The organism is Constrictibacter sp. MBR-5 (genome assembly GCF_040549485.1).
Taxonomy (GTDB): Bacteria; Pseudomonadota; Alphaproteobacteria; order JAJUGE01; family JAJUGE01; genus Constrictibacter.
Map to the genome: position 1 here is coordinate 311809 of NZ_JBEPTK010000003.1, position 26571 is coordinate 338379.

At 68.4% G+C, this 26571-nt stretch carries 22 protein-coding genes; 10 read left to right on the forward strand and 12 right to left on the reverse strand.

Annotated elements, in window-relative coordinates; genetic code table 11:
* Positions 1-9 precede the first annotated feature (9 nt).
* The 4 genes from ABIE65_RS08465 to ABIE65_RS08480 form a co-directional block, all read right to left on the reverse strand.
* Entirely contained in the window at positions 10-993 is a 984-nt protein-coding gene (locus tag ABIE65_RS08465; protein ID WP_354077070.1) for a 2-dehydropantoate 2-reductase, read from the reverse strand.
* Positions 990-2525 carry an acyl--CoA ligase gene (locus ABIE65_RS08470; RefSeq protein ID WP_354077071.1) on the reverse strand — a complete coding sequence of 512 codons (1536 nt, stop codon included), beginning with the start codon at positions 2523-2525 and terminating at the stop codon, positions 990-992. The genes ABIE65_RS08465 and ABIE65_RS08470 overlap by 4 nt, the downstream gene beginning before the upstream one ends.
* Before the next feature lie 233 nt (positions 2526-2758).
* Positions 2759-3292: a TIGR02444 family protein gene (locus ABIE65_RS08475; protein WP_354077417.1), complete on the reverse strand. Its 534-nt coding sequence runs from the start codon at positions 3290-3292 to the stop codon at positions 2759-2761.
* Positions 3274-4356 carry an ATP-dependent 6-phosphofructokinase gene (locus ABIE65_RS08480; RefSeq protein ID WP_354077072.1) on the reverse strand — a complete coding sequence of 361 codons (1083 nt, stop codon included), beginning with the start codon at positions 4354-4356 and terminating at the stop codon, positions 3274-3276. The genes ABIE65_RS08475 and ABIE65_RS08480 overlap by 19 nt, the downstream gene beginning before the upstream one ends.
* 285 nt (positions 4357-4641) lie before the next feature.
* Between ABIE65_RS08480 and ABIE65_RS08485 the strand changes: the two genes are divergently transcribed.
* The 3 genes from ABIE65_RS08485 to ABIE65_RS08495 all read left to right on the forward strand — a co-directional run bounded on the left by ABIE65_RS08485 (position 4642) and on the right by ABIE65_RS08495 (position 6424).
* On the forward strand, positions 4642-4830 hold the full coding sequence (locus ABIE65_RS08485; protein ID WP_354077073.1) for a YdcH family protein: 189 nt from the start codon (positions 4642-4644) through the stop codon (positions 4828-4830).
* Between the two features lie 116 nt (positions 4831-4946).
* A complete protein-coding gene (rpmG, locus tag ABIE65_RS08490) occupies positions 4947-5114 on the forward strand; it encodes a 50S ribosomal protein L33 (RefSeq protein ID WP_354077075.1) in 168 nt (55 codons plus the stop codon).
* Positions 5115-5278: 164 nt separating this feature from the next.
* Positions 5279-6424 carry a C45 family autoproteolytic acyltransferase/hydrolase gene (locus tag ABIE65_RS08495; RefSeq protein WP_354077076.1) on the forward strand — a complete coding sequence of 382 codons (1146 nt, stop codon included), beginning with the start codon at positions 5279-5281 and terminating at the stop codon, positions 6422-6424.
* 7 nt (positions 6425-6431) lie between these two features.
* Here ABIE65_RS08495 and ABIE65_RS08500 read toward each other — a convergent pair whose 3' ends face one another.
* Entirely contained in the window at positions 6432-7211 is a 780-nt protein-coding gene (locus tag ABIE65_RS08500; RefSeq protein WP_354077077.1) for a tellurite resistance TerB family protein, read from the reverse strand.
* An 87-nt stretch (positions 7212-7298) separates the two neighbouring features.
* Complete coding sequence (locus ABIE65_RS08505; RefSeq protein WP_354077079.1) at positions 7299-8126, reverse strand: TauD/TfdA dioxygenase family protein; 828 nt, start codon at positions 8124-8126, stop codon at positions 7299-7301.
* 173 nt (positions 8127-8299) lie between these two features.
* Between ABIE65_RS08505 and acs the strand changes: the two genes are divergently transcribed.
* On the forward strand, positions 8300-10237 hold the full coding sequence (gene acs / locus ABIE65_RS08510) for an acetate--CoA ligase (RefSeq protein ID WP_354077080.1): 1938 nt from the start codon (positions 8300-8302) through the stop codon (positions 10235-10237).
* Here the strand turns inward: acs and pdxR are convergent.
* Complete coding sequence (gene pdxR / locus ABIE65_RS08515) at positions 10234-11751, reverse strand: MocR-like pyridoxine biosynthesis transcription factor PdxR (RefSeq protein WP_354077081.1); 1518 nt, start codon at positions 11749-11751, stop codon at positions 10234-10236. The genes acs and pdxR overlap by 4 nt on opposite strands.
* A 172-nt stretch (positions 11752-11923) precedes the next feature.
* Here pdxR and ABIE65_RS08520 point away from each other — a divergent pair, with 172 nt between their 5' ends.
* Positions 11924-12607 (forward strand): pyridoxamine 5'-phosphate oxidase family protein, encoded by a 684-nt coding sequence (locus ABIE65_RS08520; RefSeq protein ID WP_354077082.1) that lies wholly within the window; start codon positions 11924-11926, stop codon positions 12605-12607.
* Between the two features lie 21 nt (positions 12608-12628).
* Here the strand turns inward: ABIE65_RS08520 and moaB are convergent, their stop codons facing one another.
* The 3 genes from moaB to ABIE65_RS08535 all read right to left on the reverse strand — a co-directional run bounded on the left by moaB (position 12629) and on the right by ABIE65_RS08535 (position 15878).
* Positions 12629-13174: a molybdenum cofactor biosynthesis protein B gene (gene moaB, locus ABIE65_RS08525; RefSeq protein WP_354077083.1), complete on the reverse strand. Its 546-nt coding sequence runs from the start codon at positions 13172-13174 to the stop codon at positions 12629-12631.
* Positions 13161-14897 (reverse strand): lytic transglycosylase domain-containing protein, encoded by a 1737-nt coding sequence (locus tag ABIE65_RS08530; RefSeq protein ID WP_354077085.1) that lies wholly within the window; start codon positions 14895-14897, stop codon positions 13161-13163. Before ABIE65_RS08530 ends, moaB begins: the two co-directional genes overlap by 14 nt.
* Before the next feature lie 165 nt (positions 14898-15062).
* On the reverse strand, positions 15063-15878 hold the full coding sequence (locus ABIE65_RS08535; RefSeq protein ID WP_354077087.1) for a uracil-DNA glycosylase: 816 nt from the start codon (positions 15876-15878) through the stop codon (positions 15063-15065).
* Between the two features lie 127 nt (positions 15879-16005).
* On the opposite strand from ABIE65_RS08535, the gene ABIE65_RS08540 reads away from it, so the two are divergent.
* Genes ABIE65_RS08540 through ABIE65_RS08550 form a run of 3 tightly spaced genes read left to right on the forward strand, consistent with a single transcriptional unit; the run spans position 16006 to position 20354 of the window.
* Positions 16006-17649: an electron transfer flavoprotein-ubiquinone oxidoreductase gene (locus tag ABIE65_RS08540; protein WP_354077088.1), complete on the forward strand. Its 1644-nt coding sequence runs from the start codon at positions 16006-16008 to the stop codon at positions 17647-17649.
* A gap of 49 nt (positions 17650-17698) precedes the next feature.
* Complete coding sequence (locus ABIE65_RS08545) at positions 17699-19450, forward strand: tetratricopeptide repeat protein (protein ID WP_354077089.1); 1752 nt, start codon at positions 17699-17701, stop codon at positions 19448-19450.
* A gap of 25 nt (positions 19451-19475) precedes the next feature.
* Positions 19476-20354, forward strand: coding sequence for a 4-(cytidine 5'-diphospho)-2-C-methyl-D-erythritol kinase (locus ABIE65_RS08550; RefSeq protein ID WP_354077418.1), 879 nt, complete (start codon positions 19476-19478; stop codon positions 20352-20354).
* 3 nt (positions 20355-20357) lie between these two features.
* Here ABIE65_RS08550 and ppsA read toward each other — a convergent pair whose 3' ends face one another.
* Entirely contained in the window at positions 20358-22778 is a 2421-nt protein-coding gene (gene ppsA, locus ABIE65_RS08555) for a phosphoenolpyruvate synthase (protein WP_354077091.1), read from the reverse strand.
* A 194-nt stretch (positions 22779-22972) separates the two neighbouring features.
* Here ppsA and ABIE65_RS08560 point away from each other — a divergent pair, with 194 nt between their 5' ends.
* Positions 22973-24085, forward strand: coding sequence for a mandelate racemase/muconate lactonizing enzyme family protein (locus ABIE65_RS08560; protein ID WP_354077093.1), 1113 nt, complete (start codon positions 22973-22975; stop codon positions 24083-24085).
* Here ABIE65_RS08560 and ABIE65_RS08565 read toward each other — a convergent pair.
* Positions 24075-25049: a LysR family transcriptional regulator gene (locus tag ABIE65_RS08565; RefSeq protein ID WP_354077094.1), complete on the reverse strand. Its 975-nt coding sequence runs from the start codon at positions 25047-25049 to the stop codon at positions 24075-24077. The two genes, ABIE65_RS08560 and ABIE65_RS08565, sit on opposite strands and share 11 nt — an antisense overlap.
* A 326-nt stretch (positions 25050-25375) precedes the next feature.
* Between ABIE65_RS08565 and ABIE65_RS08570 the strand changes: the two genes are divergently transcribed.
* On the forward strand, positions 25376-26566 hold the full coding sequence (locus tag ABIE65_RS08570) for an efflux RND transporter periplasmic adaptor subunit (RefSeq protein WP_354077095.1): 1191 nt from the start codon (positions 25376-25378) through the stop codon (positions 26564-26566).
* The last annotated feature ends 5 nt before the right edge of the window (positions 26567-26571 follow it).

The window sequence follows — 26571 nt, forward strand, 5'->3', positions numbered from 1 at the left end:
GCGGCCGGTTCAGCCGGTCGGGTAGAGGCCGGCGACCCGCGCGCGGAGCTGGGTGAGCGCCAGCACGGCGTCGAGCACCGGCGTGTCCACGCCGACGAGGTCGCCGAGCTCGGCCACGGCCGCGACGAGGGCGTCGATCTCCATCGGGCGGCCGCGCTCCAGGTCCTGCAGCATCGAGGTGCGGTGGTCACCGACGTCGACGCCGGCCTGGATGCGGCGGTCGATCGAGATGCGGAACTTGGCCCCCAGCGCCTCGCCGACCGCCTGCCCCTCGGTCATCAGGCGGTGGACGACCGCATGCACGCCCGGGTCCGTGCCGATCTGGCGCATGGTCGCCAGGGTGAGCGCCGAGACGGGGTTGAACGACATGTTGCCCCAGAGCTTCACCCAGATGTCGTCGCGGATCGACGGCCGCACCGGCGCGCGCAGGCCGGAGGCGATGAGCTTCTTCGACAGGGCCTGGACCCGGTCGGAGCGCGAGCCGTCGGGCTCGCCCAGGCCGTAGGCGTCGCCCTCGATGTGCTTGCACACGCCGGGTTCGACGATCTCGGCGGCCGGATAGACGACGCAGCCGATGGCGCGACGCGGACCGATGCCGTGCCACTGCGCCCCGCCCGGATCGACGCTCTCGATCACCCGGTCCTTCCAAGGACCGTCGAGACCGTGGAAGTACCACCAGGGCACGCCGTTCATCGCGGTGACGACCGCCGTGTCGGACCCGAGCAGCGGCTGCATCCGCTCCACGACCCCCGGCGACTGGTGTGCCTTCAGCGTGACGATCACATAGTCCTGCGGCCCGAGCTCGGCCGGATCCTCGCTGGCCGCCACCGGGACCGTGAAGTCCTCGTCGGCGGTGATGACGCGCAGGCCCTTCTGGCGCATTGCGGCCAGGTGGGGGCCGCGGGCGATCAGACTGACCTGCGCGTCGGTGCGCGCGAGGAAGCCGCCGAGATGGGCGCCGATCGCACCGGCGCCGTAGATGCAGATCTTCATTTCACCAGCCCGAGCTTCTCCGCGAGGCCGATACGCTGCAGCTTGCCGGTGGCGCCCTTGGGGATCTCGTCGAGGAAGACGACCGAGCGCGGCACCTTGAAGTCGGCGAGACGCTCCGCCGCCCAGTCACGCAGTTCCTGCTCGGTCAGGGCCTGGCCCTCGCGCAGGACGACGGCAGCCCCGACATCCTCGCCCAGCATCTTGTTCGGCAGGGCGAAGGTCACGACCTGCTCGACCGCCGGATGCTCGCAGAGCACGTCGTCGACCTCGCGCGGGCTGATCTTCTCGCCGCCACGGTTGATGATCTCCTTCAGGCGACCGGTGATGGTGAGGTAACCCTCCTCGTCGAAGACGCCCTGATCGCCGGTGCGGAACCAGCCGTCGACGAATGCGCCCTCGTTCGCCTCGGGATTGTTCTCGTACCCCTTGGTCACGTTGGGTCCCTTGATGACGACTTCGCCGCGCGACCCGGAGGGTACGAACAAGCCCTTTTCGTCCATGATACGGACCTCGGGACCTGCGGCGATGCCGACCGTGCCGGCCTTGCGCGCCCGCGGCGGCAGGGGGTTCGAGGTCATCTGGTGCGAGGCCTCGGTCATGCCGTAGGACTCGACGACCGGGCAGCCGAACAGCGCCTCCAGTTCGCGCATCACCGGCGGCGGCAGCGAGGCCGAGGAAGAGCGGATGAAGCGCAGCTTCGCCTTCGCGACCGACTCCTTGTTGCGGTCGCCGCGCGCCAGGATGGCCTGGTGCATGGTCGGCACGGCCGTGTACCAGCTCGGTTCCGCCTCATCGAGCCAGCGGAAGAAGTGCAAGGCGTTGAAGCCCGGCGTGCAGAAGACGCTACCGCCCGCCGCGAAGCTCGACAGCACGGCCGCGATCAGGCCGTGTATGTGGAACAGCGGCATGATGTTGAGGCAGCGATCCTCGTGCGTCAGCTTGAGCGTCGCGTCGATGTGCGCCGCCGAGGCGCAGACGTTCGCATGGCTGAGCGGCACGATCTTCGGCCGCGAGGTGGTGCCGGAGGTATGGAGCACGAGTGCCACGTCGGCCGAACCGGCATATCCCTTGGAGGCGGCCTTCTCGGTCCGCGCCCGGCCCCCCTCGGCGAGGAGCGTGAAGCTGCCGGCACCGGCGCTCTCGTCGGCGGCCAGGCGCAGCAACGGGATGCCCAGCTTCTCCGCCACCGCCACCGCGGCCACGTCCTCGCCCTCGGGGACGACCACGGCCTTCGCCCGAAGGTCGGTGATGTAGAATTCCAGCTCGTCGGCCCGGTAGGCGGGGTTCAGCGGCGCGGTGGTGGCGCCCGTCGCGATGGACACGAAGGCCGCCGCCATCTCCGGGCCGTTCGGCAGCACGATCGCCACGCGGTCGTTGCGGCCGATGCCGAAATCGTTGAGTGCATCGACCGTTCGGCCGGCGAGCTTCTGGAGCGCCTTGTAGGTCAGGGGCGCGCGGCCGGGCGCCGCCAACGCAACGGCTTCACCCTCACCCGCGTCGAGCAGGTCGAGAATGGTCTTCGAATCCGCCATAGATCCTCACATGCGACGGTCGGCAATGACCGAAAGGCCGCGCACGATACCAGTGCTCCGGAGGCGGTGCCAGCGTTCGCGCTGACGCCGCACCCCCACAGGCATGCGTGGCACCTGTGGACCCGAAATCCTGGCCGTGGCGAGAGCATCGTATGGAAACGGCAAGCATGGAATCGAAGCCTAGGCTAGCTCGCGGGCCGGCGCTTGAGATTGCGTGCACGTTCTCTCTCGCCTTACGGACGCGACGCGGCTGCGACGATGGTTGCGAGGTGCCGCCGGTCTGCTTCGCTCCATGAAAGCGCGACGACGCGAGCGTAGGCGGCAATGTTGCTCTGAGTGGCAGAAACGGCGCAGTTCGAATCAGGGGCCGGAAGAAGGTCCGCGATAGCCAGCTGCTCGATATGTTCAGCATCGAGTTCGATGGCTGAGATACGTGCCCGCAGAGCCGCCGCCTGCTCGGGGTCGACCCCATGCGGATCCGCCTTCAACAGGTGTCGCAAACTGCGCAGAGGGCGGACGATCCCGGTATGCCAGCGATACACCCGCGCGATGGCCTCAGCGATCGCGCTCTCCGGGAGAATAGACCCCTGATTCCCCGCCCAGACTGCGAACAGCAACATGTTGACGTCGAGTCCATGGCGGTTCTGCAGGGCTAGGCAGGCCTCCGCCACGCCCGGCTTGGCATAAGTCCGCACGGACCAGTCCCAGAAGGCACTGGGCGGCCAAATGCCGGTATCGATGGGCTCGCTCAGATATCCCCCAGGCAGATGCCGAGCGCGCGGGCGGTGTGGACCACCGGGCCGGTCACATCAACCGCATGGTAATGGGCGATGGCATCCGCGAGCGGCACGTCGATGACCCGTCGATTGCTCCACGCGACCATGCGGTCCGAACGCCCTTCGGCGATCACGTCCACGGCCGCCACGCCGAGCGACGTGGCGAGGAAACGGTCGTAGGGGGTGGGTGTGCCGCCGCGCTGAATGTGGCCCAGGACCGTCACCCGCGTCTCGGCGCCGGTCATCTCCGACACCTTCGCACCGAGCCAGTGGCCGACGCCGCCGTATGTGGCGCCACCGCCGACATGTTCCCGCGTGACCGCGGCGCCGTCGGTCATCTTCACGGCTTCCGCGACGACGATCAGCGCGAAATTTCGGCCGTTGCGCTTCAGGTCCAGGATCTTCTGCGCCACCGCCTCGAGCCTGTACGGTATCTCGGGGATCAGGATCACGTCGGCACCACCGGCGATGCCGGCGTTCAGCGCGATATGACCGGCATCGCGGCCCATCACCTCGAGCACCATGACCCGGTCGTGACTGGCAGCGGTCGGCTGAAGGTGGTCCAGCGCATCGGTGACCGCTGCCACCGCCGTCGTGTATCCCACGGAGTTCTCGGTGATCCCGATATCGTTATCGATCGTCTTCGGGACGCCGACCAGTTCGATGCCCCCCTGGTTCGCCAGGCGGCGCAGGATCGCGAAGCTGCCGTCGCCGCCGATTCCGATCAGCGCGTCGAGGCCGAGCGTGCGCCACCCCTCGATCACCTCCTCGGACCGGTCGAGCACCGATCCGTCGGGCATCGGGAAGGCGAAGGGATCACCCTTGTTGGTGGTGCCGAGAATGGTGCCGCCGCGGCGGAGGAAGAGCCCGTCGAACTGCTTCGGGTCGAGCGCGCGCGCCTGGACCGGCCGCGCCATGAGGCCGGCGGTGCCCTTCTCAATGCCGATCACCGTCCAGCCGAAACTGGCCGTCGCATGCAGCGTCACCGCCCGAATGACCGCATTCAGCCCGGCACAGTCGCCGCCGCTGGTGAGAATCCCGATGCGCTTGCTCATGCTCTCTCCTCGCTCGATCCGGTCGAGGCTTCGATATGCCGGTTCCGGCATGACATTGTCAGGTCCGAGGGCGGGCGAGGTTCTTGTCGGGCCCGGACTGCGCCGAAGCGACCGAGCCGACAGTGTCGCCGACCACTCCCCGGCTTTCCAGATGAAAACGCGTCGGGTGCGCCGCGGTACCGCCTCCGCGCTGTTGCCTTAATTTGCGGCGGCGTGACGCGAGATCTCCTCCTGCGTAACCCGTTTGTGCTATTCTGCGCCCGCCAAGAAGCGAGGGTATGGAGCATGCAGGCGGAGGAAAAACTCGAGAACCTGAAGGCCGAACACCGCGATCTCGACTACGCGATCGGAACGCTCACCGAACGCCTGCCATACGATCAGGTGCAGGTGCAGCGCCTGAAGAAGCGCAAGCTCTGGCTTCGAGACGTGATTTCGCGGCTGGAAGCGGATCGACAACCCGACCTGATCGCCTGATCCGCGGCGCGGCGCAATAGCCGCACGCGACCGCCGAATCGCTCACGCCGGTTGACACGGACCAGCCGGCTTCCTATTCGAATGCCCAGAGACGGCAGGACTCACGAGGATCCCCCATGGCGAAGCCCAACACCGTTCTGATCAAGATGGTCAGCTCGGCCGACACCGGCTTCTTCTACGTCAAGAAGAAGAACCCGCGGACGAAGACCGAAAAGCTCGAGATGAAGAAGTACGATCCCGTCGCGCGCAAGCACGTCGCGTTCAAGGAACAGAAGATCAAGTAGACTCTCGACCGGTCGAACGATCCCAAGGGGCCGCCAACGCGGCCCCTTCGTCGTTTCGGGCAACCGCACCGCCCGCTTCCGGCACGCAGCCGTCATTTTCGTTGAAGCCCGACGGCATCCCCCGCAGGATCGGCTCTCGTCCGACCGAAGCGGAGCCGCGCCCGATGTCTGTCCAGCCGTTCCCCCTGATCGAGGTATCCGGCCCGCCGCTCGAACGCGGCCGCGCCTATGGCCGACAGGCCGCCGGACGGATCGAAGGCGGCATCGCCCACTACACGAAGCAGCTCGAGGCGCTGCGCCTCTCGGCCGCGGACGTCGGCGGCCTCGTGGAGCGCTACCTGCCCATCATCGAGGGCTTCGATCCCAACTATGTCGTCGAGATGCGCGGCATCGCCGAGGGCGCCAGGGTGCCCTTCGCGTCCGTGGCGCTGCTCAACGCCCGCACGGAGATCCTCAAGCTGGCGCTCAACCGGTTCGAGGGACATGCGCCCCAGGACGATCCCGACGGCTGCACCGGCGCGGTCATCCTGCCCGAGGCGACGCGCGACGGCGTCCTGTTCCACGGCCAGAACTGGGACTGGAAGGCCGAGTGCGCCGAGACGGCCGTGGTGCTGAAGGTACATCGCGACGACGGCCCCGACCTGATGACCTTCACCGAGGCGGGCGGCCTGGGCCGGTCGGGCCTGAACGCGGCCGGCATCGCGATCACGGCCAACTATCTGGAATCGGACCGCGACTATCGCCGGCCGGGCGTGCCGCTGGCGCTGATCCGGCGCAAGGTGCTGGAGTGCGCGCACTATGCGCTGGCGCTGCGGGTCGTCGCGACGACGCCCAAGTCGGCCGCCAACAATATGATCGTCAGCTACGCGCCCGGCTTCGCGATCGACTTCGAATGCGCGCCGGACGAGGCTTTCCAGCTCTATCCCGAACGCGGCGTCCTCACCCACGCGAACCACTTCGTCAGCCCGGTCGCCCTGTCGAAGCTGAAGGACACCGGGCTGATCAACGTGCCCGACAGCCTCTACCGCGACCGCCGCGTGCGCACCCTGCTGGAGCCTCACATCGGCTCCATCACGATGGACCATCTGCGCGAGGCGCTGTTCGACGACTTCGCCAGCCCCTGGTCGGTCTGCCGCCCGCCGCGCGACAATTTCGAGGGCAATCTGTCGGCCAGCGTGGCGATGGTGCTGATGGAGCCGGCGCGCGGGGTGATGGAAGTGGCCCCGCTGCCGGCCATCAACCGCAGCTTCACGACCTATACGCTGGAACCCGAGGCGCCCACCCGGGCCCGGGCGCAGGCTGCGGAGTAGGGCCGGTCTAGCCGAGTGCCTTCACGTTCGCGTGGAGATGGTCGACCAGTGCCGGATCCAGCTTCAGGCGCCCGGCCAGCATCGCGAGGTAGCCGCGCTCGGCCGGATCGTCGGGATCGATCGCCATCAGCGAGGCGGCATAGATCTCGGCCGCTTCTTCCGGGGTGCGGGCCGCCGCGGCGACGGAATCGATGTCGAGCGGCTTCGAGAGCTCGTCCAGGACGAAGGCCTTGGCTTCGCCGTCGAGATCCAGGACTTCGACCTGGCCGAAGATCCGCTTCTGCTCCTCGGCGTCGATATGGCCGTCCGCCTTGGCGGCGGCGATCATCGCCCTGACGAGGGCGAGGCCGACACGCTGTTCGCCTTCGCCCGGGGCCGGCTGGAATGCGGTGCCCGCGGGCGGCGGCGGCAAAGCGTCCTGACCGGGCGCCGCCTGTGCCGTGGCACCCGGCGCCTGTCCCGCCTGCCAGTCCTGCCATGCCTTGTACGCCAGCGCCCCGACGACGGCGAGCCCGCCATATTTGAGAGCGGACCCGGCGAGCTTGCGCGGCTTCTTGCCGCCGAGCAGCACGCCGGCGAGCCCGCCGACGAGCGCACCCTTGCCGAAACCGCCGGTCGCGAGCCCGCCCAGCGCTTCGGTCAGGCCGCCGCTGCCGCCCATTCCACCGGTCGCCCCACCGGTGGTGCGGCCGGACAGCATGCCGCCGAGGTCGAATTGGCCTCCCTTGGACCCGGACTGGCCCCCCGCACCCAGGAACTGGTCGAGCAGACGCTTGGCATCGAACATCGCGGATCGCTCCCTCGGAAGGCTAAACGCAAGCCTTCACATAGGAGCGCCCGCGCTCGCGGAAAGACCGATTGCCGGAAGGCGACCTCAGAACGGCCGGTCGCCCTGCACCGTCACGCGGAAGCCCGAGCGCACCTGCGGGAAATAGTCCCACATCGCCTGATGCTGGACGCAGCGATTGTCCCAGAACGCCACCGAGTTCTTCCGCCAGCGGAAGCGGCACTGGAACATCGGGTCGGCGACATGGTCCCACAGCAGCTTCAGGACCGCGTCGCTCTCGCTCTTCGACAGTTCCTGGATGCGCGTCGTGAAGAAGCTGTTCACGTAGAGCGCCTTGCGGCGGGTCTCCGGGTGCGTCCGGACCACCGGATGGACCGCCTTGGGATAGACCTTGCCGGCGTCGTCGCCGACCTGGTGCGTATAGCGGCCGCGATACACGTGCTCGCCGTCATGCACCGCGGTCAGTCCCTCCAGGAACCGCTTCATCGGCTCCGACAGCGCCTCGTAGGCCGCATACATGCTGGAGAACAGCGTGTCGCCGCCCGAGTCCGGAAGCGTGTGGATGTGCAGGATGCTGCCCATCGGCGGCCGCTCGTCGCACGACACGTCGGAGTGCCACTTCTCGCCGGCGACATGTTTGGAATTGGCGTCCGCATGGATCAGCAGGACCTCGGGATGGCCCTCCGGTCCGGGCGAGCCGGGATGCACGTGCAGTTCGCCGAACAGCCGGCCGAAGGCCTTGTGGCGATCCAGGTCCATCTCCTGGTCGCGGAAGAACAGCACCTGATGCTGCATCAGGGCGTCGTGGATCTCCTGGAAGGTGCGGTTGCCGAGCGGCTTGCCGAGGTCGACGCCGAACACCTCGGCGCCGATGCGCGGCGTCACCGGCTTCACCTCGATTGTCTCGTAGGTCATTGGCGTCTCCTCGCTGCCGTCCGTCGCTGCGGACTTGTGAGCCAAGGCTACGCCGGTGTTCGCGCAGCGTGAAGGGCGGTCCGGACCGGCGCCTTGCCCATCCGGGGCCCCGTCTCATACTCTGCGACACCAGAACGCCGCGCGCGAGCGGTGCCGCTGCAGGAGATGCGCCGATGTCCGACCAGCTGATTCCCGTGCCGGAGGCTTTCGCCAAGTCCGCCCTGATCGATAAGGCGAAGTACGAGGACATGTACCGCCGCTCGGTCGACGACCCGGAAGGTTTCTGGGCCGAGCACGGCAAGCGCATCGACTGGTTCACGCCCTATACGAAGGTGAAGGACGTCTCCTTCGAGGCCGACGATCTGCACATCCGCTGGTTCTACGACGGCACCCTCAACGCCTCTTACAACTGCCTCGACCGGCACCTGGAGAAGCGCGGCGACCAGGTCGCGATCATCTGGGAAGGCGACGACCCGTCGAAGGACCGCAGGATCACCTACCGCGAGCTTCACGCCGAAGTGTGCAAGTTCGCCAACGTCCTGAAGTCGCTCGGCGCCAAGAAGGGCGACCGCGTCACCATCTACCTGCCGATGATCCCCGAGATCGCCGTCGCGGTGCTCGCCTGCGCCCGCATCGGTGCGATCCATTCGGTGGTCTTCGGCGGCTTCTCTCCGGAGAGCCTCGCCGGCCGGATCAGTGACTGCGGATCGTCGCTGGTCGTGACCTCCGACGAGGGCGTGCGCGGCGGGCGGCCGATCCCGCTGAAGAAGAACACCGACGCCGCGCTGGAGCATGCGCCTTCGGCGAAGACATGTGTCGTGGTCAAGCACACCGGCGCCGCCATCGACATGAAGGAAGGCCGCGACCATTGGTACGGCGACCTGATGGCAAAGGCCTCGGCCGACTGCCCGGCGGAGCCGATGAACGCCGAGGACCCGCTGTTCATCCTCTACACGTCGGGATCGACGGGGAAGCCGAAGGGCGTGCTCCACACGACCGGCGGCTACATGGTCTATGCCTCGATGACGCATCAGTACGTCTTCGACTATCACGATGGCGACATCTACTGGTGCACGGCGGACGTCGGCTGGGTCACGGGCCACAGCTACATCCTCTACGGGCCGCTCGCCAACGGCGCCACCACGCTGATGTTCGAGGGGGTGCCGAACTATCCCGATGCCAGCCGCTTCTGGCAGGTCGTCGACAAGCACAACGTCAACATCTTCTACACTGCGCCGACCGCTATCCGCGCCCTGATGCGCGACGGCGAGGGGCCGGTGAAGAAGGCGAGTCGCAAGTCGCTGCGCCTCCTCGGGTCGGTCGGCGAACCCATCAATCCCGAGGCGTGGCTCTGGTACTACAACGTCGTCGGCGAGCGGCGCTGCCCGATCGTCGACACCTGGTGGCAGACCGAAACCGGCGGCATCCTGATCACGCCCTTGCCGGGCGCCACCGCGCTGAAGCCGGGCTCGGCGACGCTGCCCTTCTTCAGCGTCCGGCCCGCACTGGTCGACGAACAGGGCAAGCGCATCGAGGGTGCCGCATCCGGCAACCTCGTGCTGCTCGACAGCTGGCCGGGCCAGATGCGGACCGTCTACGGCGACCACCAGCGCTTCTACGATACCTACTTCGCCATGTATCCCGGCACCTACTTCACCGGCGACGGCGCGCGCCGTGATGAGGACGGCTATTGGTGGATCACCGGCCGGGTGGACGACGTCATCAACGTCTCGGGCCACCGCATCGGCACTGCCGAAGTGGAGAGCGCCCTCGTGGCCCACGCGAAGGTGGCGGAGGCCGCGGTCGTGGGCTATCCGCACGACCTGAAGGGCCAGGGGATCTACGCCTACGTCACCCTGATCGCCGGGGAGGAGCCCAGCGAAGAGCTGCGCAAGGAACTGGTCCAGTGGGTGCGCCGCGAGATCGGCCCGATCGCCTCGCCGGACCTGATCCAATGGGCACCCGGCCTGCCGAAGACGCGCTCGGGCAAGATCATGCGCCGCATCCTCCGCAAGATCGCCGAGAACGATCAATCCAACCTGGGTGACACATCCACGTTGGCAGAGCCGGGCGTCGTCAATGATCTTGTCGACAACCGCATGAACCGCTAGGCGGGCGACGCAGGCACCGACGCCAGCGCCCGGGCGAGCCGCTTCACGCCGGCGACGATCTCCGCGTCGTCGACAGCGCCGAAGCCCATCAGCAGGCCGCTGCGGTCCGGCTTAGCCGCATAGTAGCTCGAGAGGGGAGTGACACTGACGCGCTGCGCCGACGCACGGCGCGCGGCCTCCCGGTCGTCGAAGCCCGCACTGCCGGACAGATCGGCCAGCAGGTGCAATCCTCCCTCGCCCGGAGCCGGCCGCAGCAGTCCGCCCAGATGGGTGTCGATGGCATCGATCATTACCGCGCGCCGCTCGGCGTATCGCGTCCTGCACCGCCTGAGGTGCGCAGCGAACTGACCGGATTCGATGAAGTCGGCGAGCGGCGCCTGGGCGATCGCCGGCGCATGGTCGTCGACGGCGGCTCGGGCGCGGCGGAATAGGTCGACCAGCGGCGCCGGCAGGACCAGATAGCCGAGCCGCAACGATGGGAAGAGGACCTTGGAGAAGGTGCCGACGTAGATGACCCGCCCGTCCTGGTCGAGACCCTGGAGCGCCGCCAGCGGCCTGCCGGCATAGCGGTACTCGCTGTCATAGTCGTCCTCCAGGATCCACGCCCCTGCCTCGCGCGCCCAGTCCAGCAGCGACAGCCGGCGGGCGAGGCTCATCGTCACGCCCAGCGGAAACTGGTGCGACGGCGTGACGGCCGCCAGCCGTGCAGACGGCGCCATCCGGCGGCCGGCGGCGACCGATATGCCTTCCGCATCGATCGGCACCGGAATTGCCGTCGCCCCCGCCGCCAGCATGGCCGCACGCAGGCCGGCATAGCCCGGCTCCTCGACCCAGGCCTCTTCGCCCGGATCGAGCAGCAGCCGCGCCGCGAGGTCCACACCCGCCTGTGCGCCCGACACGATCATCACCTGGTCCGGGTCGCAGCGGACTGCACGGACGGCGCGCAGATAGGCGGCGATCGCCCGGCGCAGCGGCAGCCAGCCCGACGGATCGCGCTGGCGCATCAGCTCGCCGGCCGGGTGGCGCCACCAGCGCACCATCGCGCGGCCCCATTCGCGCGAAGCCACCGCATCGAGTTCCGCCGCAGCCAGGGCGAAGGCGGGATGCCGGTCCGGCCGGCGCGGAACGGCTTGGGCGATGGCCTCGCCGCGCCGCGACGGTCGCGCCGGAATGCCGCCGCCCGCGGTGCCCGCCGCCGGGCCGGCTGCTCCGAGCAGCATCTCCGGCAGTACGGAGGAGACGAACGTTCCCGCCCCGACGCGGCCTTCCACATAGCCTTCCGACAGCAGCTGCTCGAAAGCCGTGGCCACCGTGTTGCGCGACAGGCGGAGTTCGCTCGCGAGCGCCCGCGTCGACGGCAGCCGGACGCCGGGCGCCAGACGTCCCGCGAGGATAGCCTCGCGCAACTGGTCGTAGAGCTGGCGGTGCAGCGGCGTGGCGTTGTCCCGCGCCAGCCCTAGTGAGACGAGGGTCGTCCGGCGGGCGCGGGGAGCGGCGGCGGTCCGGTCTGCCATGACAACTGCTCGAAGTGGCTCTAGAAGGATCACGCGAAATGGCACTTTTGCCAGGGCCACTGTGCGCCTACCGTCGCTGCCGTTCAATGGTGGACGCCGGCGACGGAATCGCATGGCTGCGGGCCGCCCCTGTCGGCCCCCGGTCGGCCGACGTCCGCCCAGAGGAGCTGAGATGAGCGACTTCAAGCCGACCGCGAAGACGAAGATCAAGCGCCTGAACAAGCGTGCGCACTATGATCGCCAGTCCACTTATGCTGTGCTGGACGCCGGCCTCGTCGCCCATGTCGGCTACGTCTTCGACGGCCACCCCTATGTGACCTCGACCAGCTACTGGCGCGAAGGCGACAGGCTGTTCTGGCACGGCTCGTCGGCGAGCCGGATGCTGAAGACGGTGCGCGGCGGCGTTCCCGTCTGCGTCAACGTCAGCCTGATCGACGGCCTCGTCCTCGCCCGCTCCGGCTTCCACCACTCGGTCAATTACCGCGCCGTGATGATGTTCGGGCAAGCCGAGGCGGTCACCGACGAGGCGGAAAAGCTGAAGACGCTGGAAGCTTTCACCGAGCGCCTGTTTCCCGGGCGGTGGGCCGAGATTCGGCCGGTCACCAAGCAGGAGCTGAAGGCCACCATGGTCCTCTCGATGCCCATCGAGGAGGCGGCGACAAAGATCCGCACGGGCCCGCCGGTCGACGACGAGCCGGACTACGAACTGGATGTCTGGGCAGGCGTGCTGCCGCTCAAGGTGGTCGCCGGCGAGCCCGTCGCCGACCCCCGGCTGAAGGCGGGTGTGCCGCTCCCCGACTATCTGCGCGGCTACGACCTGGAAGCCTACGGCGAGCGGCGCGAGGCGGCGGAGTAGGCCGGGATGCTGCAAGCGGCGCTATTTGCGCGGCTTCACGTGCTCCTGCAGGCGCGGCATGATCTCGACGAAATTGCACGGCCGGTAGCGGTAGTCGAGCTGCCACCGCAGGATGTCGTCCCAGGCGTCGCGGCACGCACCGGGCGAGCCCGGCACCGCGAAGAGATAAGTACCCCCTGCGACGCCGGCCGTCGCACGCGACTGTATGGTCGACGTGCCGATCTTCTGAAAACTCAGCCAGCGAAAGAGTTCGCCGAAACCGGCGATCTCCTTCTCGTACACCGATGCGAAAGCCTCGGGAGTCACGTCGCGGCCGGTCACGCCGGTGCCGCCGGTGGCGATGACGACGTCGATCCCGGGATCGGCGATCCAGGCTCGCAGCCTGCCCACGATCTCGTCCTGCTCGTCGCGAACGATGGCACGATCGGCGAGCGTGTGACCCGCGCCCGTCACCCGCTCCACGAGGGTACGGCCCGACACGTCGCCCGCCTCGTCGCGCGTGTCGGAGACGGTCATCACGGCGATATTCACCGCAACGAACGGACGGCTCTCGTCAATTTTTGACATTTTCGGCCAGGTTCAGCGGCGTGGGATCCAGGCCCTCATAGCGCGGCCACTCGCCCGCCACCACCGCATCGAGGGACGGATTGGCCTGCCCCATGCGCTGGCGATAGATCCAGAAGTTCGACAGCACACGCTCGACGAAGATGCGCGTCTGGCGCGCCGGCAGCGTCTCGATGAACAGCAGCGGGTCGTTACGGAAGTCGCCGTTGCGCTCCCATTTCCGCAGGTTCCCGAGACCCGCATTGTACGCGACCGCGAGCTTGAAAAGGTTGCCCTCCACCTCGCCGCGATCGAGCAGATAGGCCAGATATTGCTGGCCCAAGCTCACGTTCAGCTGGGGTTCGTAGAGAACCTCCTGGGTCTTCCCGGTGAACTCGTAGTCTTCGGTCAACGACGTCGCCGTCGCCGGCATCAGCTGCATGAGCCCGCGGGCGCCCACCGGACTGGTCGCCCGGGTGTGAAACTGCGACTCCTGGCGCATGAAGGCATAGATCAAGGCGCGATCCACCTTGAACCCTTCCGCCGGCACCCAGGGCGGCGTGGGGTACAGTGCCCGATCGCGCGTCGTCGCCCCAAATTGCGCGAGGCGGCTTCCCGCCCTCACTGCGGTGTGAGGCAGCTGTATGGCATCCGCGACGGCGAGAAGGGACCGCGCATGCTCGGGGCCAATCTTCCAGATATGTGCCCGAAGCTCCTCCTCGGCGAGGACGGTCTGCCCGACCTCGGCGAGGGCAATCGCCCGGCGACCGCCGGGAATGCTCAGCACCCTCTCCACATCGGCCTTCGACAAGGCCGGTTCGGACCAGTCGAGCGCGCTGTCCAGGCCGAGCGCCCGCCGGGCAATGAGACCGTAGAACGTCCGCGGGTGCTCCGCGGCCGCACGCAGCCACGACTCGGCTTGTTCCGGCTGACGCAAACGCAGATGCACCCGCGCCGCCCAGTAGGATCCCGCCGCCACGTTCCAGGACAGTGCAGCCGGAGAGCGCGCATGCTCCTCGAAATGGATGACCGCACTACGAAGATAGCCCATGCGGAACGCCGCCAAGCCGGCGATCCAATGTCCGACGGATACGCTGTCGCTGGAGCGGAAGGCCCCCGCTGAAGCCAGCTCATAAGCCTTCGTGTTGTCGTTGGCCACATAGTAGGCCATCGCGATATCCGACCGGATCCGGTCGAAGGCCGCGAGGGAAATGGAATCGGCCGCGTCGGCCGCCGCCTTCTCGGCCTCAGCCAGCAGGCCTTTTCCGATCAGTTCGTTCACCCGCGCCGACACCTGGGCCGCCCGCAAGGTGACGATGATGCGCGGCGGCGCCTGGGTACCGACCGGCGTGCCTGCGACATCCGCAGGCGGCGAACCGATTTCGGGGACCAGCGGCGCCGGCGCATCCTTGGGCTTGCGGCGAATCGCCAGCTCATAGAGGCGTTCGGCATCCGGATGGTCGCGATAGTCCGCCATCCACGACCGGAGTTCCTCGTAGGAGGAGCGGTAGCGGGTGGGGTGCATGTAACGCTGGAAGAGAACGTGGCCCATCAGGACGCGGTCGCGCAGGCCGGCGATGACCCCGTCAGCGTCCTTCCACCTGCCGTCTTCCTGGAGGTGGAAGATGCTGCGGTATCGGGTCGCATCGTCGGCGTCGAGGACCCGGGGCATCTGTCCGGGCTGTGCGGCGCTCATGTCGCCGAGGCCCATATCGAAGCCGGCAGCCGCCGTAACCGATGCGGACAACACGAATGCCGCCGCCATGCCCGTCAGCAGGCGGCGATTTCCGGGGGTCGTTGGCCGCGCTACGCCGGCCCGTGTTTCAGTCGTCTGTTCCACGGCGGGCTAACAAGTAGTTTACCGTCGCGGGGGTTGGCAAGCGGGAGTCTGCGCCGCCGTCGCCGACAACCCTCACACCTCCGTGTCGAGCCGCTCTCGAACCGCGAGAAAGTCGCGCCACGCCTCGCGCTTCTGTCCGGGAGACCGCAACAGATAGGCGGGATGGAACGTCGCCATGGTCGGTATCGGCCGTGCCATCCGCGGGGTGGCGAAGCTGTGCCAGCGGCCGCGGAGGCGCATGATTCCCTCCTGCCGGCCCAGCAGCGTCTTCGCCGAGGCGCCACCGAGCAGCACCAGCACGGCAGGATCGACCAGTTCGATCGCCCGCTCGACGAAGGGCAGGCAGGCCGCCACCTCAGCCGGGAGCGGCGTTCGGTTTCCGGGCGGCCGCCAATAGATCACGTTGGAAATGAAGACGGTGTCGCGATCGAGGCCGATGGCCGCCAGCATCCGGTCGAGCAGGCGGCCGCTCGCCCCGACGAACGGCAAGCCGCGCCTGTCCTCCTCGGCGCCGGGCGCCTCGCCGACCAGCATCAGGCGGCCCTTCGGGTTGCCGTCGGCAAAGACCGTGTTCGTCGCCGTCCGCTTGAGCGTGCAGCCCTCGAAGGCCTCGACCCGGCGGCGCAGGGCGTCGATGTCCGTCACGTCCGACAGGTCGCCGGCGGCTGTCGGGACGGCTGCCGGCCGGGGCGACGCTACGGACGGAGGTGTCGCGGCCGATACAGGCCCCGCGGCCGGAGGCGCGATCCGAACCGGAACATCTTTCACCGCAACAGGTTGATGAGGGGTGCCGGCGAGGCGGTCGACGGGGTGGTCACCCACGGCTTCGTCTGCGCCGGCCTCGATCAGCCAGCGCAGAACCTCGCCGAGTTCATGGCGCGGCGGCATGGCAACCGCTGTCCCTGTGCACTATCTTGACCGCCTTTATGACCGTCGCGCGCCTGGACGTAGGCGCCGCCGGACCCAGAGCCTCGGCTCTCGCCGAGGCCCCAGGTATAGCCGACGAGGGGAAATGATGGAACGCGAAAGCATGGAGTTCGACGTCGTGGTGGTCGGCGGAGGTCCCGCCGGCTTGGCCGCTGCGATCAGGCTCCGGCAGCTCTCGGCCGAGCAGGGCCACGATGTCAGCGTGTGCGTCCTGGAAAAGGGTTCCGAGATCGGCGCGCACATCCTTTCCGGCGCGGTGTTCGATCCGCGGGCACTGAACGAACTCTTCCCCGATTGGAAGGAGAAGGGCGCGCCGCTGCTGACCGAGGTCAAGGAAGACCGGTTCCTCCTTCTCAGCGAGAAGGGGTCGACCCGGATTCCGAACTTCCTCCTGCCGTCGACCTTCCACAATCACGGCAACTATGCCGGCAGCCTCGGCAATCTGTGCCGTTGGCTCGGCGAGCAGGCAGCGGAGTTGGGCGTCGAGGTCTATCCCGGCTTCGCGGCAGCCGAAGTGCTCTATCACGAGGACGGCAGCGTGAAGGGCGTCGCCACCGGCGACATGGGCGTTTCCCGCGAAGGCGAGCAGAAGGGCAGCTACACGCCCGGCATGGAGCTACACGCGAAGTACACCTTCTTCGCCGAAGGCTGCCGCGGCTCGCTCGGACGCCAGCTCATGGACCGGTTCAAGCTGCGTGAGGGCTGTCAGCCGCAGAAGTACGGCATCGGCCTGAAGGAACTGTGGCAGATCGATCCGGCCAAGCACCAGCAGGGTCTGGTCATGCACACGGCCGGGTGGCCGATGCAGACGGACACCTATGGCGGTTCGTGGATGTACCACACCGAGGACAACACGGTATCGATCGGATATGTCGTCGGCCTGGACTACAAGAACCCGTATCTGAACCCGTTCAAGGAATTCCAGCGCTACAAGACCCATCCCGCCATCCGCAGCTACCTGGAAGGCGGCAAGCGCATCGCCTACGGGGCGCGGGCGATCAGCGCCGGCGGCGTGCAGTCCATGCCGAAGCTCGTGTTTCCGGGTGGCATGCTGATCGGCGACGATGCCGGATTCCTGAACGTGCCCAGGATCAAAGGCAGCCACGCTGCTCTCAAGACCGGCATGCTGGCCGCCGAAGCGACCTACGAGGCGCTGAAGTCCGGCCGCGAAGGGCATGACGAGGTGACCGCCTATCCCGAGGCCTACAAGGCATCCTGGCTCCACGAGGAACTGTGGAAGGCCCGCAACTTCAAGCCGGCGTTCCGCTGGGGGCTCTGGGGCGCCATGCTGTATGCCGGCATCGACCAGAAGCTCCTCGGCGGCAAGGCGCCCTGGACGCTGCGCCACCAGAAGGCGGACAACGAAAGTCTGGTGAAGAAGGATCAGGCGAAGCCGATCGACTATCCGCGTCCGGACGGCGAGATCAGCTTCGACCTGCCCTCCTCGGTCTATCTGTCGAATACCAATCACGAGGAGGACCAGCCCGTCCACCTCACGCTCAAGAACCCGGCCGTCCCGACCGAGGTCAATCTTCCGCTGTACGATGCGCCGGAGCAGCGTTACTGTCCCGCGGGCGTGTATGAAATCGTCGAGGACGCTGGCAGCCCTCGTCTACAGATCAACGCTCAGAACTGCGTGCACTGTAAGACATGCGATATCAAGGATCCCACCCAGAACATCGTCTGGGTCACGCCGGAGGGCGGTGGCGGGCCCAACTATCCGAACATGTGACGGGGACGGTCGTCACGCCGTCGAAGATCCTCTCGGAGGTGGCTGACGCATGTCGTCGATAGCCCGCGCGTTTTGCCTGACCGTGTCGCTGCTGGCCCTCGCGCCGTCGGCGGTCTGGGCGGCAGGTCCTTCCCGGCCTGCCGTCGACGAGCCGGTCGTCAAACCGGACAGGCGGAGCACGTCGCTATGGGGCCGGTCCTTCTCCGGCGCCTATCTGGCCGGCCGCCACGCCGAGCGCGAGTTCGATCTCGGCACCGCAGCCGACCAACTCGAACGCGCGCTGGCGCTGGCACCGGACAATCTGGAACTGCAGCAGCGGGTCTTCCTGCTGAAGCTCAGCGACGGCCGTTTCGACGCCTCGCTGCCGCACGCACGGAAGCTGGTCGACGCCCAGGACGGCCTCACCCTTTCCGTCATGCGCGTCGCCCTGGAGCAAGTCCGGCAGAGCGACTACGCGGCGGCACGCAAGCTCGTCGAAACGATCCCGCCGCTGCGCTACAACGCGGCCGCGCGCCCGATACTGCTGGCATGGATCGCCCTGGCGGATCAGGGACGCGACGCGGCCCTCGCGGCCCTGGAATCGAGCACAAACCAGCGAGGCTTCCTGCGGCTTCTCGCCCTGCATCGGGCGCTGATCAACGACGTCGCAGGCCGCCCCGACGCCGCGGCGGCCGCCTTCTCGTCCCTGATGGAGGGTGATGGCGACCCGTCGCTGCGAGTGGTGCAGCTGGCGACGAATTTCTACGCGCGGCAGGGCGATACCGAACAGGCTTCCGCCCTGCGCGACGCCTATCAGCAGACCCACCCGCAATCGGTCACGCTGATGCCCGAGCCCGTGGCGACCGGCGGCACTCCCGAACCTCTGATCCGCGACGCACGGGACGGAATTGCGGAAACGCTCTTCAATCTCGCCGGCATCTACTATGACGACCGCGAACTGGCGATGGCGCTGGTTCATGCGCGACTGGCCGAAGGCCTGCGCCCTGGCTACCCGATGAGCACCCTGCTCATCGGCGAGATCCTGGAGACGCAGAAACGGTATGCCGACGCGCTCGCGCTCTACGCGGCGGTGGGCGAGGACACGCCCTTCGCTGCCGCACTGGCACTGCGGGTCGCACGCAACCTAGACCAGCAGGATCGGACCGACGAAGCGGTGCGCGTGCTGGAGGCGTTTGCCGCCGACAAGCGGCCGGGAGGAGTCGAGACGCTCCTGGCGCTCGGCCACATCCTGCGCGGTCGCGAGCGGTTTCAGGAGGCCACGCAGGCCTACGATCGCGCGATCGAGCAGGTCGATACGCTGCAGCCGCAGCACTGGGGCTATTTCTACGCCCGCGGCATCGCCCTGGAACGCTCGGGAGAATGGGAGCGTGCCCAGGCCGACCTGAAGCAGGCCCTGACGCTCAGCCCGGAACAGCCTTATGTGCTGAACTATCTCGGCTACTCCTGGATTGACCGCCGCGACAATCTCGAAGAAGCGGAAGGCCTCGTCCGCCGTGCCTCAGAGCTGCGACCCGAGGACGGCTTCATCGCCGACAGCCTGGGCTGGGTCTATTTCGTCACCGGCCGCTATGAAGAGGCCGTGCGCGAACTCGAGCGCGCGGTTCAGCTGGAACCGGGCGACCCGACGATCAACGAGCATCTCGGCGACGCCTACTGGAAGGTCGGCCGCCGGAACGAGGCGCGGTTCCAGTGGGCCCATGCGCTGCGCATGGATCCGGACGAGAAGCGCGTCGCGGCGATCGAGGCGAAGGTCGAATGCGGCCTCGACGGCTGTCCGGTAAAGGCCGCTCGCGGCGGCTGACGCGCATGACAATCCCGCTGTCGTGATGCCGCCGGCCATCACCGCCGCCGCGCATGCCAAGATCAACCTGTTCCTGCACGTCGTCGGACGGCGGCCGGCCGGCTACCACCTGATCGAAAGCCTCGTCGCGTTCGCCGACGCGCACGACGTCGTGTCGGTCAGGCCCGCCGACGGCCTCAGGCTTTCAGTCGACGGACCCTTCGCCGACGAACTGGACGGGCCGGTGGAGCACAATCTCGTCCACCGCGCGGCAACGGGGCTGCAGGCGGCGTATGCGATATCGGACGGGGCCGACATCCGCCTGACGAAGAACCTTCCCGTGGCCTCCGGCATCGGCGGCGGATCCGCCGACGCCGCCGCCGCGCTCCTCGCCCTCTGCAGGCTGTGGAACATCGATCCCGACCAGCGCCGGCTGGCGGACCTGGGGCTCGCTCTGGGCGCCGATGTGCCGGTATGCCTCGCCGGCACGCCGGCGCTGGTGTCTGGCATCGGGGAAACCGTGGTGCCGCTTTCCGCGCTTCCGCCTTGCGGCATCCTCCTCGTTAACCCGCGGGTCGCGCTGTCGACGGCAGCCGTGTTCCGAACGCGCATAGACCGCTTTTCCGTTCCGCGTCTCCCAGGCGGCAACCTCATTGGCGAGATCGCCAGTGCCGCGGAGTTGGCGCGGTTTCTGTCGCTGTACGACAATGATCTTGCCGAAGCGGCAATCCGGCTCGCGCCGGACATCGCGCCGACGCTGGACGCGATCGCTGCGACGCCCGGATGCCTGCTGGCACGCCTCTCCGGCAGCGGCGCCACCTGCTTCGGCCTGTACGAGAGCGCCGGCCTGGCGGAGGCGGCCGCGACCCGTGTCGCCGCCGAGCATCCCGCCTGGTGGATCGCGCCGGGACGCCTCCGCGGCTGAGCGTCACCCGCCGCGGCCGAGTTCGTCCTCCAGCTTCAGGATCATGGCGGTGGTCGGCACGACGCGGTCGGGCGTCAGGCTGATGGAATCGATCCCGTGGCGAACGAGGAAGTCCGCCACCTCGGGATAGTCCGAGGGTGCCTGCCCGCAGATGCCGACGTGCCGGCCGTTGCGCCGGGCCCCCTCGATCGCGAGCCGGATCGTCTCCAGCACGCCGGGATCGCGCTCGTCATAGTCGAAGGCGACCATCTCGGAATCCCGATCCACGCCGAGGACCAGCTGGGTGAGATCGTTCGAACCGATGGAGAAGCCGTCGAAGATCCGGGCGAAGGCGTCGATCTGCATGACGTTGTTGGGGATCTCGCACATCACGTACACCTCCAGCCCATCCTCGCCGCGAACGAGCCCGTGTTTCGCCATCAGCGCGACCACGGACGCGCCCTCGTCCACCCGGCGGCAGAAGGGCACCATGACCTTGAGGTTGGTCAGGCCCATGTCGCGGCGGACCCGCAGCAAGGCCGCGCATTCCAGCGCGAACCCCTCCGCATAGGCGGGGTGGCCGTAGCGCGCCGCACCGCGGAACCCGAGCATCGGGTTGGGCTCCGCGGCCTCGAACGCAGCACCGCCGACCAGGCTGCCATATTCGTTCGTCTTGAAGTCCGAGAGACGGACGATCACCGGCTTCGGCCAGAAGGCCGCGGCGATCGTTCCCACCCCCTCCGACAGCTTCTCGACGAAGAAGGCGGCGCCGTCGCCGCCATGGTGCCGGGTCAGACGCCCGATCTCGCTGCGCGCCTGCGGGTCTGTCACGCGCTCGGGGTGGAGAAGGGCCATCGGATGGGCCCGCACATGCTCGGAGATGATGAACTCCAGCCGGGCGAGGCCGACCCCGTCGTTCGGAACGAAGCTGGTCCGGAACGCCAGTTCGGGGTTGCCCAGGTTGATCATCACGTGCGTGCGCGGCCGACGCGTGTCGCCGATCGCGATCACCTCCGTCTCGAAGGGCACGGTGCCGGCATAGACCCGCCCTTCGTCGCCCTCGGCGCACGACACCGTCACGATGGCATCGTCCGCCAGCGTCTCGGTCGCGGTCGCCGCGCCGACCACCGCGGGGATGCCCAGTTCGCGGGCGACGATGGCCGCATGGCAGGTCCGCCCGCCGCGATTTGTTACGATGGCCGACGCCGTCTTCATCACCGGCTCCCAGTCGGGCGTGGTCGTGTCGGCCACGAGGACGCCACCCGGTTCGAAGCGTTCCAGGTCGCGGGGGCCCCGGACGATCCGCACGGCGCCGCAGCCGACCCGCTCGCCGATCGCCCGCCCGCGGGCGAGAATCTCGGCGGTGCCTTTCATGATCCAGCGTTCGAACCCTGCGGCGGCGCGCTGCGAGATCACCGTCTCCGGCCGCGCCTGGATCAGGAACAGCTCCCCGGTCAGCCCGTCCTTGGCCCACTCCATATCCATCGGCCGGTGCTCGCCGGCCTTGGCGCTGTAGTGCTTCTCACACTTGGTCGCGAAATCGGCGAGGAGCATCACCTCGGCATCGGAGATGCAGAAGCGGTCGCGCTCGGCGTCCGCCGTCTCTACCGTCCGGGTGCTGTGACGGCTCGACCCTTCGGCGTAGATCATCTTCTGCTGCTTGGCACCCAGCGTGCGGCGAAGGACGCAGCGGCGGCCGGCATCGAAGGTCGGCTTGTGGACGTAGAATTCGTCTGGATCGACCGTCCCCTGGACGACCGTCTCGCCCAGCCCCCAGGCGCCCGTGATGAAGACGACGTCGCGAAAGCCGGACTCGGTGTCGAGCGAGAACATCACGCCGCTCGAGGCCAGGTCGGCGCGCACCATCTTCTGGATGCCCACCGACAGCAGCACCTTCAGATGATCGAATCCCTGGTCGATCCGGTACGAGATCGCCCGGTCGGTGAACAGCGACGCGAAGCAGCGCTTGGCGGCGTCCAGCACCTGCGCATCGCCGGAAATGTTGAGGAAGCTCTCGTGCTGCCCGGCGAAGGAGGCGCTCGGCAGGTCCTCCGCCGTGGCGCTGCTGCGCACCGCGACGCTCGTATGACCGCCATAGGCCGCTTCCAGTTGTCGGTAGGCCTCGACGATCTCCGCCGCCATGTCGTCCGGCAGGGGCGCCCCATAGACGAGGTCGCGCAGCGCCCGCCCGCGCCGGGCGAAATCCGCCATGTCGCGCTTGTCGAGGCCGGCGATCAGCGCGCGCATCGCCGCGTCGATACCGGCACGCTCGACGAAGTGACGATAGCCGTCGGCGGTGACCGCGAAGCCGTTGGGCACGTTCACGCCCATCGGCACCAGTTCGCGGTACATCTCGCCGAGCGAGGCGTTCTTGCCACCCACGAGGGCGACGTCGCCGATTCCGAGGTCCGCAAACCAGCGGATGAAGCTGGGCTGATGTGCCATCCGTTGCTCCTCGTACTGTGCCGCCAGCCGGCGGATCATCGGGACGAACCTGCACCGGCAAGCCTTCGACGGCATTGACGCACGTCAAGCGCGAGCGATCCAGGCTGCCGGTTGACCGTGGGAGGACGGGCGGTCGATCATCGGACACGCCGTCGGCAGAGACCGGCCGCCCGTCGCGCAGTGGGAGAAGCGCCTTGAAGATCGCCAGCGTCACCGTCGACCGATACCGCTCCGACGCCAAGGCCGCGGCCCCCGGCTACGGCGGCGAAATCCTGATTGTGACCGTCTCGACCGACGATGGACCGTCCGGCATGGGCTTCGCGACCGCGTCCTCTGCGAGCGCGCCCATCCTGACGGCTTTGATCGAGACCATCATCCAGCCGGTGATCGCCGGCGAGGATGCGATGCTGACCGAGCGCCTCTGGTGGCGGATGCACGAGGCGATCCCGCGTCGGGGCGGGGAGGGGCTGATGCGTCTCGCCACGGCCGCCGTCGACTTCGCCCTCTGGGACATCAAGGGCAAGGCGGCCGGCGTGCCCGTCGCGGCGCTCTTCGGCGGCCGCCGCGAGAAGATTCCCACCTACGCCAACTGCGCCCATCACCTGCCGGCGGACAAGCTGGCCGAGCGTGCCGCCAAGGACGTGGCGAACGGGCACAAGGCCCTCAAGATCCGCGGCACGCGTAGCTTCGTGACGCCGGCCGAAGCGACCGAGCGGGTGCGCCAGGTGCGCGCCGCCATCGGCCCCGGCATCCGCCTGATGGTGGACGTCAACGGCAGCTGGGACGTCGACACCGCCGTCCAGCAGCTGAAGGCGTGGGAGCCGTACGACGTCTACTGGCTGGAGGAGCCGGTGCCGCCGCACGACATCGCGGGCTACCGGCGCGTGCGCGAACGGTCGGGCGGCACCTATATCGTCGGCGGCGAGCAGCATGTGGGGCTCGGCGAATTCGAGCGGCTGATCGGCATGGAGGCGGTCGACATCGTCCAGCCGAACGCGGCGATCACCGGCGGCATCACCGACTGGCTGCGCATCCACGCCTTCGCCACCGCCAACGGCATCCCGGTCTCGCCCTGGAACCTGCAGGCGGTGCATCTGCACATGGCGGCCGGACTGCCGAACGTGCAGTGGATCGAGTATTTCATGCCCGACAACGCGCTGCTGGCGTTCCAGACGCAGCTCTTTACGGGACCGGCACTGCGCGAAGAGGTCACGCCGGACGGCGTCTTCCTGCTGCCGCCCGACGCGCCGGGCCTCGGCCTGGAGATCGACCCGGCGATCGCCGAGGCGACCCGCGTCAGGAACTGAGCGAGGCGCGCGCCGCCGAGGCCGCGGCGGCGGGCGCGGGCGGCGTCGTGGTGAGGAAGGCGTCGTCGATCTGCCCGAAGAGTTCGACGGCCCAGTCGACGAAGGCCCGCAGCTTGCTGCTGGGGTGCCGCGTCGGCTGATACGCGATGAAGAGGGGCAGCGGCCCGCACTCCCAGTCGTTCAGCACCGGGACGAGCCGCCCGTCGGCGAGGTGCTCGTCCACCAGCATCGTCGGTACCTGGATCACGCCCAGCCCGGCGACGCTGGCGGCGATGTAGGACGTGCATTCGTTCACCGACACGGACGGACGGCCGTCGATCTCCAGGACCTCGCCGTCGCGCAGGAATTCCAGGGACAGCGGCGCACCGCCGGAACTGCCGGTGAAGAAGCCGACGATGCGGTGATCCGCCGCCAAGTCGGACGGATGCTCGGGCCTGCCGTGCCGCTGCACGTAGCCCGGCGAGGCGCAGGTGACGCCGCGCAGCGTCACCAGCTTGCGCGCCACCAGCGACTGCTCGCCCGGGTCGCAGGCGCGGATCACGCAGTCGACGTTCTCGCCGAGGAGATCGACCAGCCGGTCGGACACGCCGACATTTACCTGGATCTCGGGATAGCGCGCATGGAAGTCCGGCATCGCCGGAATGAGAATGCGGTGGGCCACCGCCGCCGGCACGTCGATGCGCAGCCTGCCGTGCAGCCTGCCCTGGGAGAGCGTCATGCTGCCGTCCAGCGCCTCGATGTCGCCGAGCAGCTTGCTCGCCTTCTCGTAGTAGGCGGCTCCCTCGTCGGTGACGGTGACGCGCCGGGTCGTGCGGTGCAGCAGCTTGGTGCGCAGGTGCGCCTCCAGGATCTGCACGAGCTTCGTGACGGTCGGCTTGGGAATATCCAGCGTCTGCGCCGCGCGGGTGAAGCTTCCGGCCTCCACCACGCGCACGAAGGCGCGCATCGCCGCCAATTGATCCATAGGCTTGCCCTCGGCCACCGTCCACCGGCTGCGGCGGATGGTAGCGATTGTTCACCAGCGGGAAAAATGAAATTCCGAAACGCGCCTTTATCCCGCGGCACGGCATCCATACCCTTTGTTGCAGCGCAGCACATCCCTGCCGCGCCCGTCGCGCCACGGCATGGCGAACAACCGGAGTTCACCGATGACCAGTCGACGGCGCCTGCGCCGGACCGGCAGCGGTAGGCCCGTGCCGGACCGGCAATCCCTATCCGGCGACATCCGAAGTATCGGCGCGCCGCGGCTCGTTCCGAACGATGCCGCCGGCCGCGCCAGAGGAGCCTGACATGTCCTCTTTCCCGACCAAGAGCGTCCTGCTGGCCGTTGCCGTCCTGGCAGGCGCCGGGGCGCTCGGCGCTCCCTTCATCCTCGACAGCATCGGGCATGGCGCCAAGGCCGAGGCCCCCGCCCAGGCGACGCCGCAGGCGACACCGGTCTCGGTCGCGCGCGTCGAGCAGCACGCCGTCTCCCCCTGGGACGAGTTCTCCGGCCGGCTCGAGGCCGTGGAGCGCGTCGAAATCCGCTCGCGCGTCGCCGGAGCCATCCAGGCGGTGCATTTCCGTGAGGGCGCGCTGGTGAAGAAGGGCGACCTTCTCGTCACGATCGACCCCGCCCCGTTCGCCGCGGCCGTCGAACGCGCCCAGGCGCAGGTTCGGGCGGCGCAGGCCAACGTGGTCCTGACGCGCCGCGCACAGGACCGGGCGCAGTCGCTCTCCACCACCGGCAACATCTCGAATCGCGACCTCGATCAGCGCGTCAACGCCTACCGCGAGGCGAGCGCCAACCTCGCCGGTGCCGAGGCGGCGCTCAAGGCCGCCCGCCTCGACCTCGGCTACACCACCATCGAGGCGCCCGTGTCGGGGCGGGTCGGCCGGCGCGAGATCACCGTGGGCAACCTCGTGTCCGCCGGTCCGCAAGCGCCCGCCCTGACGACGCTCGTCTCGGTCGACCCGATCTATGCGGGCTTCGAGGCGGACGAACAGATCGTGACCCGCGCCCTGAGCCTGCTGCCCCAGGGCAAGGACGCGCGCGCCGAAATCGGCCTGATCCCGGTGCAGATGGGCACCGCCGCGGACACGGGCACGCCGCTCACCGGCCGCCTGCAGCTGGTCGATAACGCCGTCGACCCGCGCAGCGGCACGGTGCGCGTGCGCGCCGTCTTCGACAATCCGGACGGGCGGCTGATGCCAGGCCAGTTCGTGCGCATCCGGATGGGACGGCCGGTAGCCGAACCGGCGCTGCTGATCACCGAGCGCGCCGTCGGCACCGACCAGGACAAGAAATACGTCATGGTCGTCGACGGCGACAACAAGGCCACCTATCGCGAGGTCACCCTCGGGCCGACCGCGGCAGGCCTGCGCATCGTCACCTCCGGCCTGAAGGAAGGCGAGCGCATCGTCGTCAACGGCCTGCACCGCATACGGCCCGGCGCGCTGATCGCGCCGCAGGCCGTCCCCATGGAGAACGGCGGCGCCTGACGGCG

Excerpts from the sequence above, each read along its gene's own strand:
- ABIE65_RS08465 (WP_354077070.1), bottom strand. The coding sequence starts at position 993 with ATGAAGATCTGCATCTACGGCGCCGGTGCGATCGGCGCCCATCTCGGC.
- ABIE65_RS08470 (WP_354077071.1), bottom strand. The coding sequence starts at position 2,525 with ATGGCGGATTCGAAGACCATTCTCGACCTGCTCGACGCGGGTGAGGGT.
- ABIE65_RS08480 (WP_354077072.1), bottom strand. The coding sequence starts at position 4,356 with ATGAGCAAGCGCATCGGGATTCTCACCAGCGGCGGCGACTGTGCCGGG.
- ABIE65_RS08485 (WP_354077073.1), top strand. The coding sequence starts at position 4,642 with ATGCAGGCGGAGGAAAAACTCGAGAACCTGAAGGCCGAACACCGCGAT.
- rpmG (WP_354077075.1), top strand. The coding sequence starts at position 4,947 with ATGGCGAAGCCCAACACCGTTCTGATCAAGATGGTCAGCTCGGCCGAC.
- ABIE65_RS08495 (WP_354077076.1), top strand. The coding sequence starts at position 5,279 with ATGTCTGTCCAGCCGTTCCCCCTGATCGAGGTATCCGGCCCGCCGCTC.
- ABIE65_RS08500 (WP_354077077.1), bottom strand. The coding sequence starts at position 7,211 with ATGTTCGATGCCAAGCGTCTGCTCGACCAGTTCCTGGGTGCGGGGGGC.
- ABIE65_RS08505 (WP_354077079.1), bottom strand. The coding sequence starts at position 8,126 with ATGACCTACGAGACAATCGAGGTGAAGCCGGTGACGCCGCGCATCGGC.
- acs (WP_354077080.1), top strand. The coding sequence starts at position 8,300 with ATGTCCGACCAGCTGATTCCCGTGCCGGAGGCTTTCGCCAAGTCCGCC.
- pdxR (WP_354077081.1), bottom strand. The coding sequence starts at position 11,751 with ATGGCAGACCGGACCGCCGCCGCTCCCCGCGCCCGCCGGACGACCCTC.
- ABIE65_RS08520 (WP_354077082.1), top strand. The coding sequence starts at position 11,924 with ATGAGCGACTTCAAGCCGACCGCGAAGACGAAGATCAAGCGCCTGAAC.
- moaB (WP_354077083.1), bottom strand. The coding sequence starts at position 13,174 with ATGTCAAAAATTGACGAGAGCCGTCCGTTCGTTGCGGTGAATATCGCC.
- ABIE65_RS08535 (WP_354077087.1), bottom strand. The coding sequence starts at position 15,878 with ATGCCGCCGCGCCATGAACTCGGCGAGGTTCTGCGCTGGCTGATCGAG.
- ABIE65_RS08540 (WP_354077088.1), top strand. The coding sequence starts at position 16,006 with ATGGAACGCGAAAGCATGGAGTTCGACGTCGTGGTGGTCGGCGGAGGT.
- ABIE65_RS08545 (WP_354077089.1), top strand. The coding sequence starts at position 17,699 with ATGTCGTCGATAGCCCGCGCGTTTTGCCTGACCGTGTCGCTGCTGGCC.
- ABIE65_RS08550 (WP_354077418.1), top strand. The coding sequence starts at position 19,476 with ATGCCGCCGGCCATCACCGCCGCCGCGCATGCCAAGATCAACCTGTTC.
- ppsA (WP_354077091.1), bottom strand. The coding sequence starts at position 22,778 with ATGGCACATCAGCCCAGCTTCATCCGCTGGTTTGCGGACCTCGGAATC.
- ABIE65_RS08565 (WP_354077094.1), bottom strand. The coding sequence starts at position 25,049 with ATGGATCAATTGGCGGCGATGCGCGCCTTCGTGCGCGTGGTGGAGGCC.
- ABIE65_RS08570 (WP_354077095.1), top strand. The coding sequence starts at position 25,376 with ATGTCCTCTTTCCCGACCAAGAGCGTCCTGCTGGCCGTTGCCGTCCTG.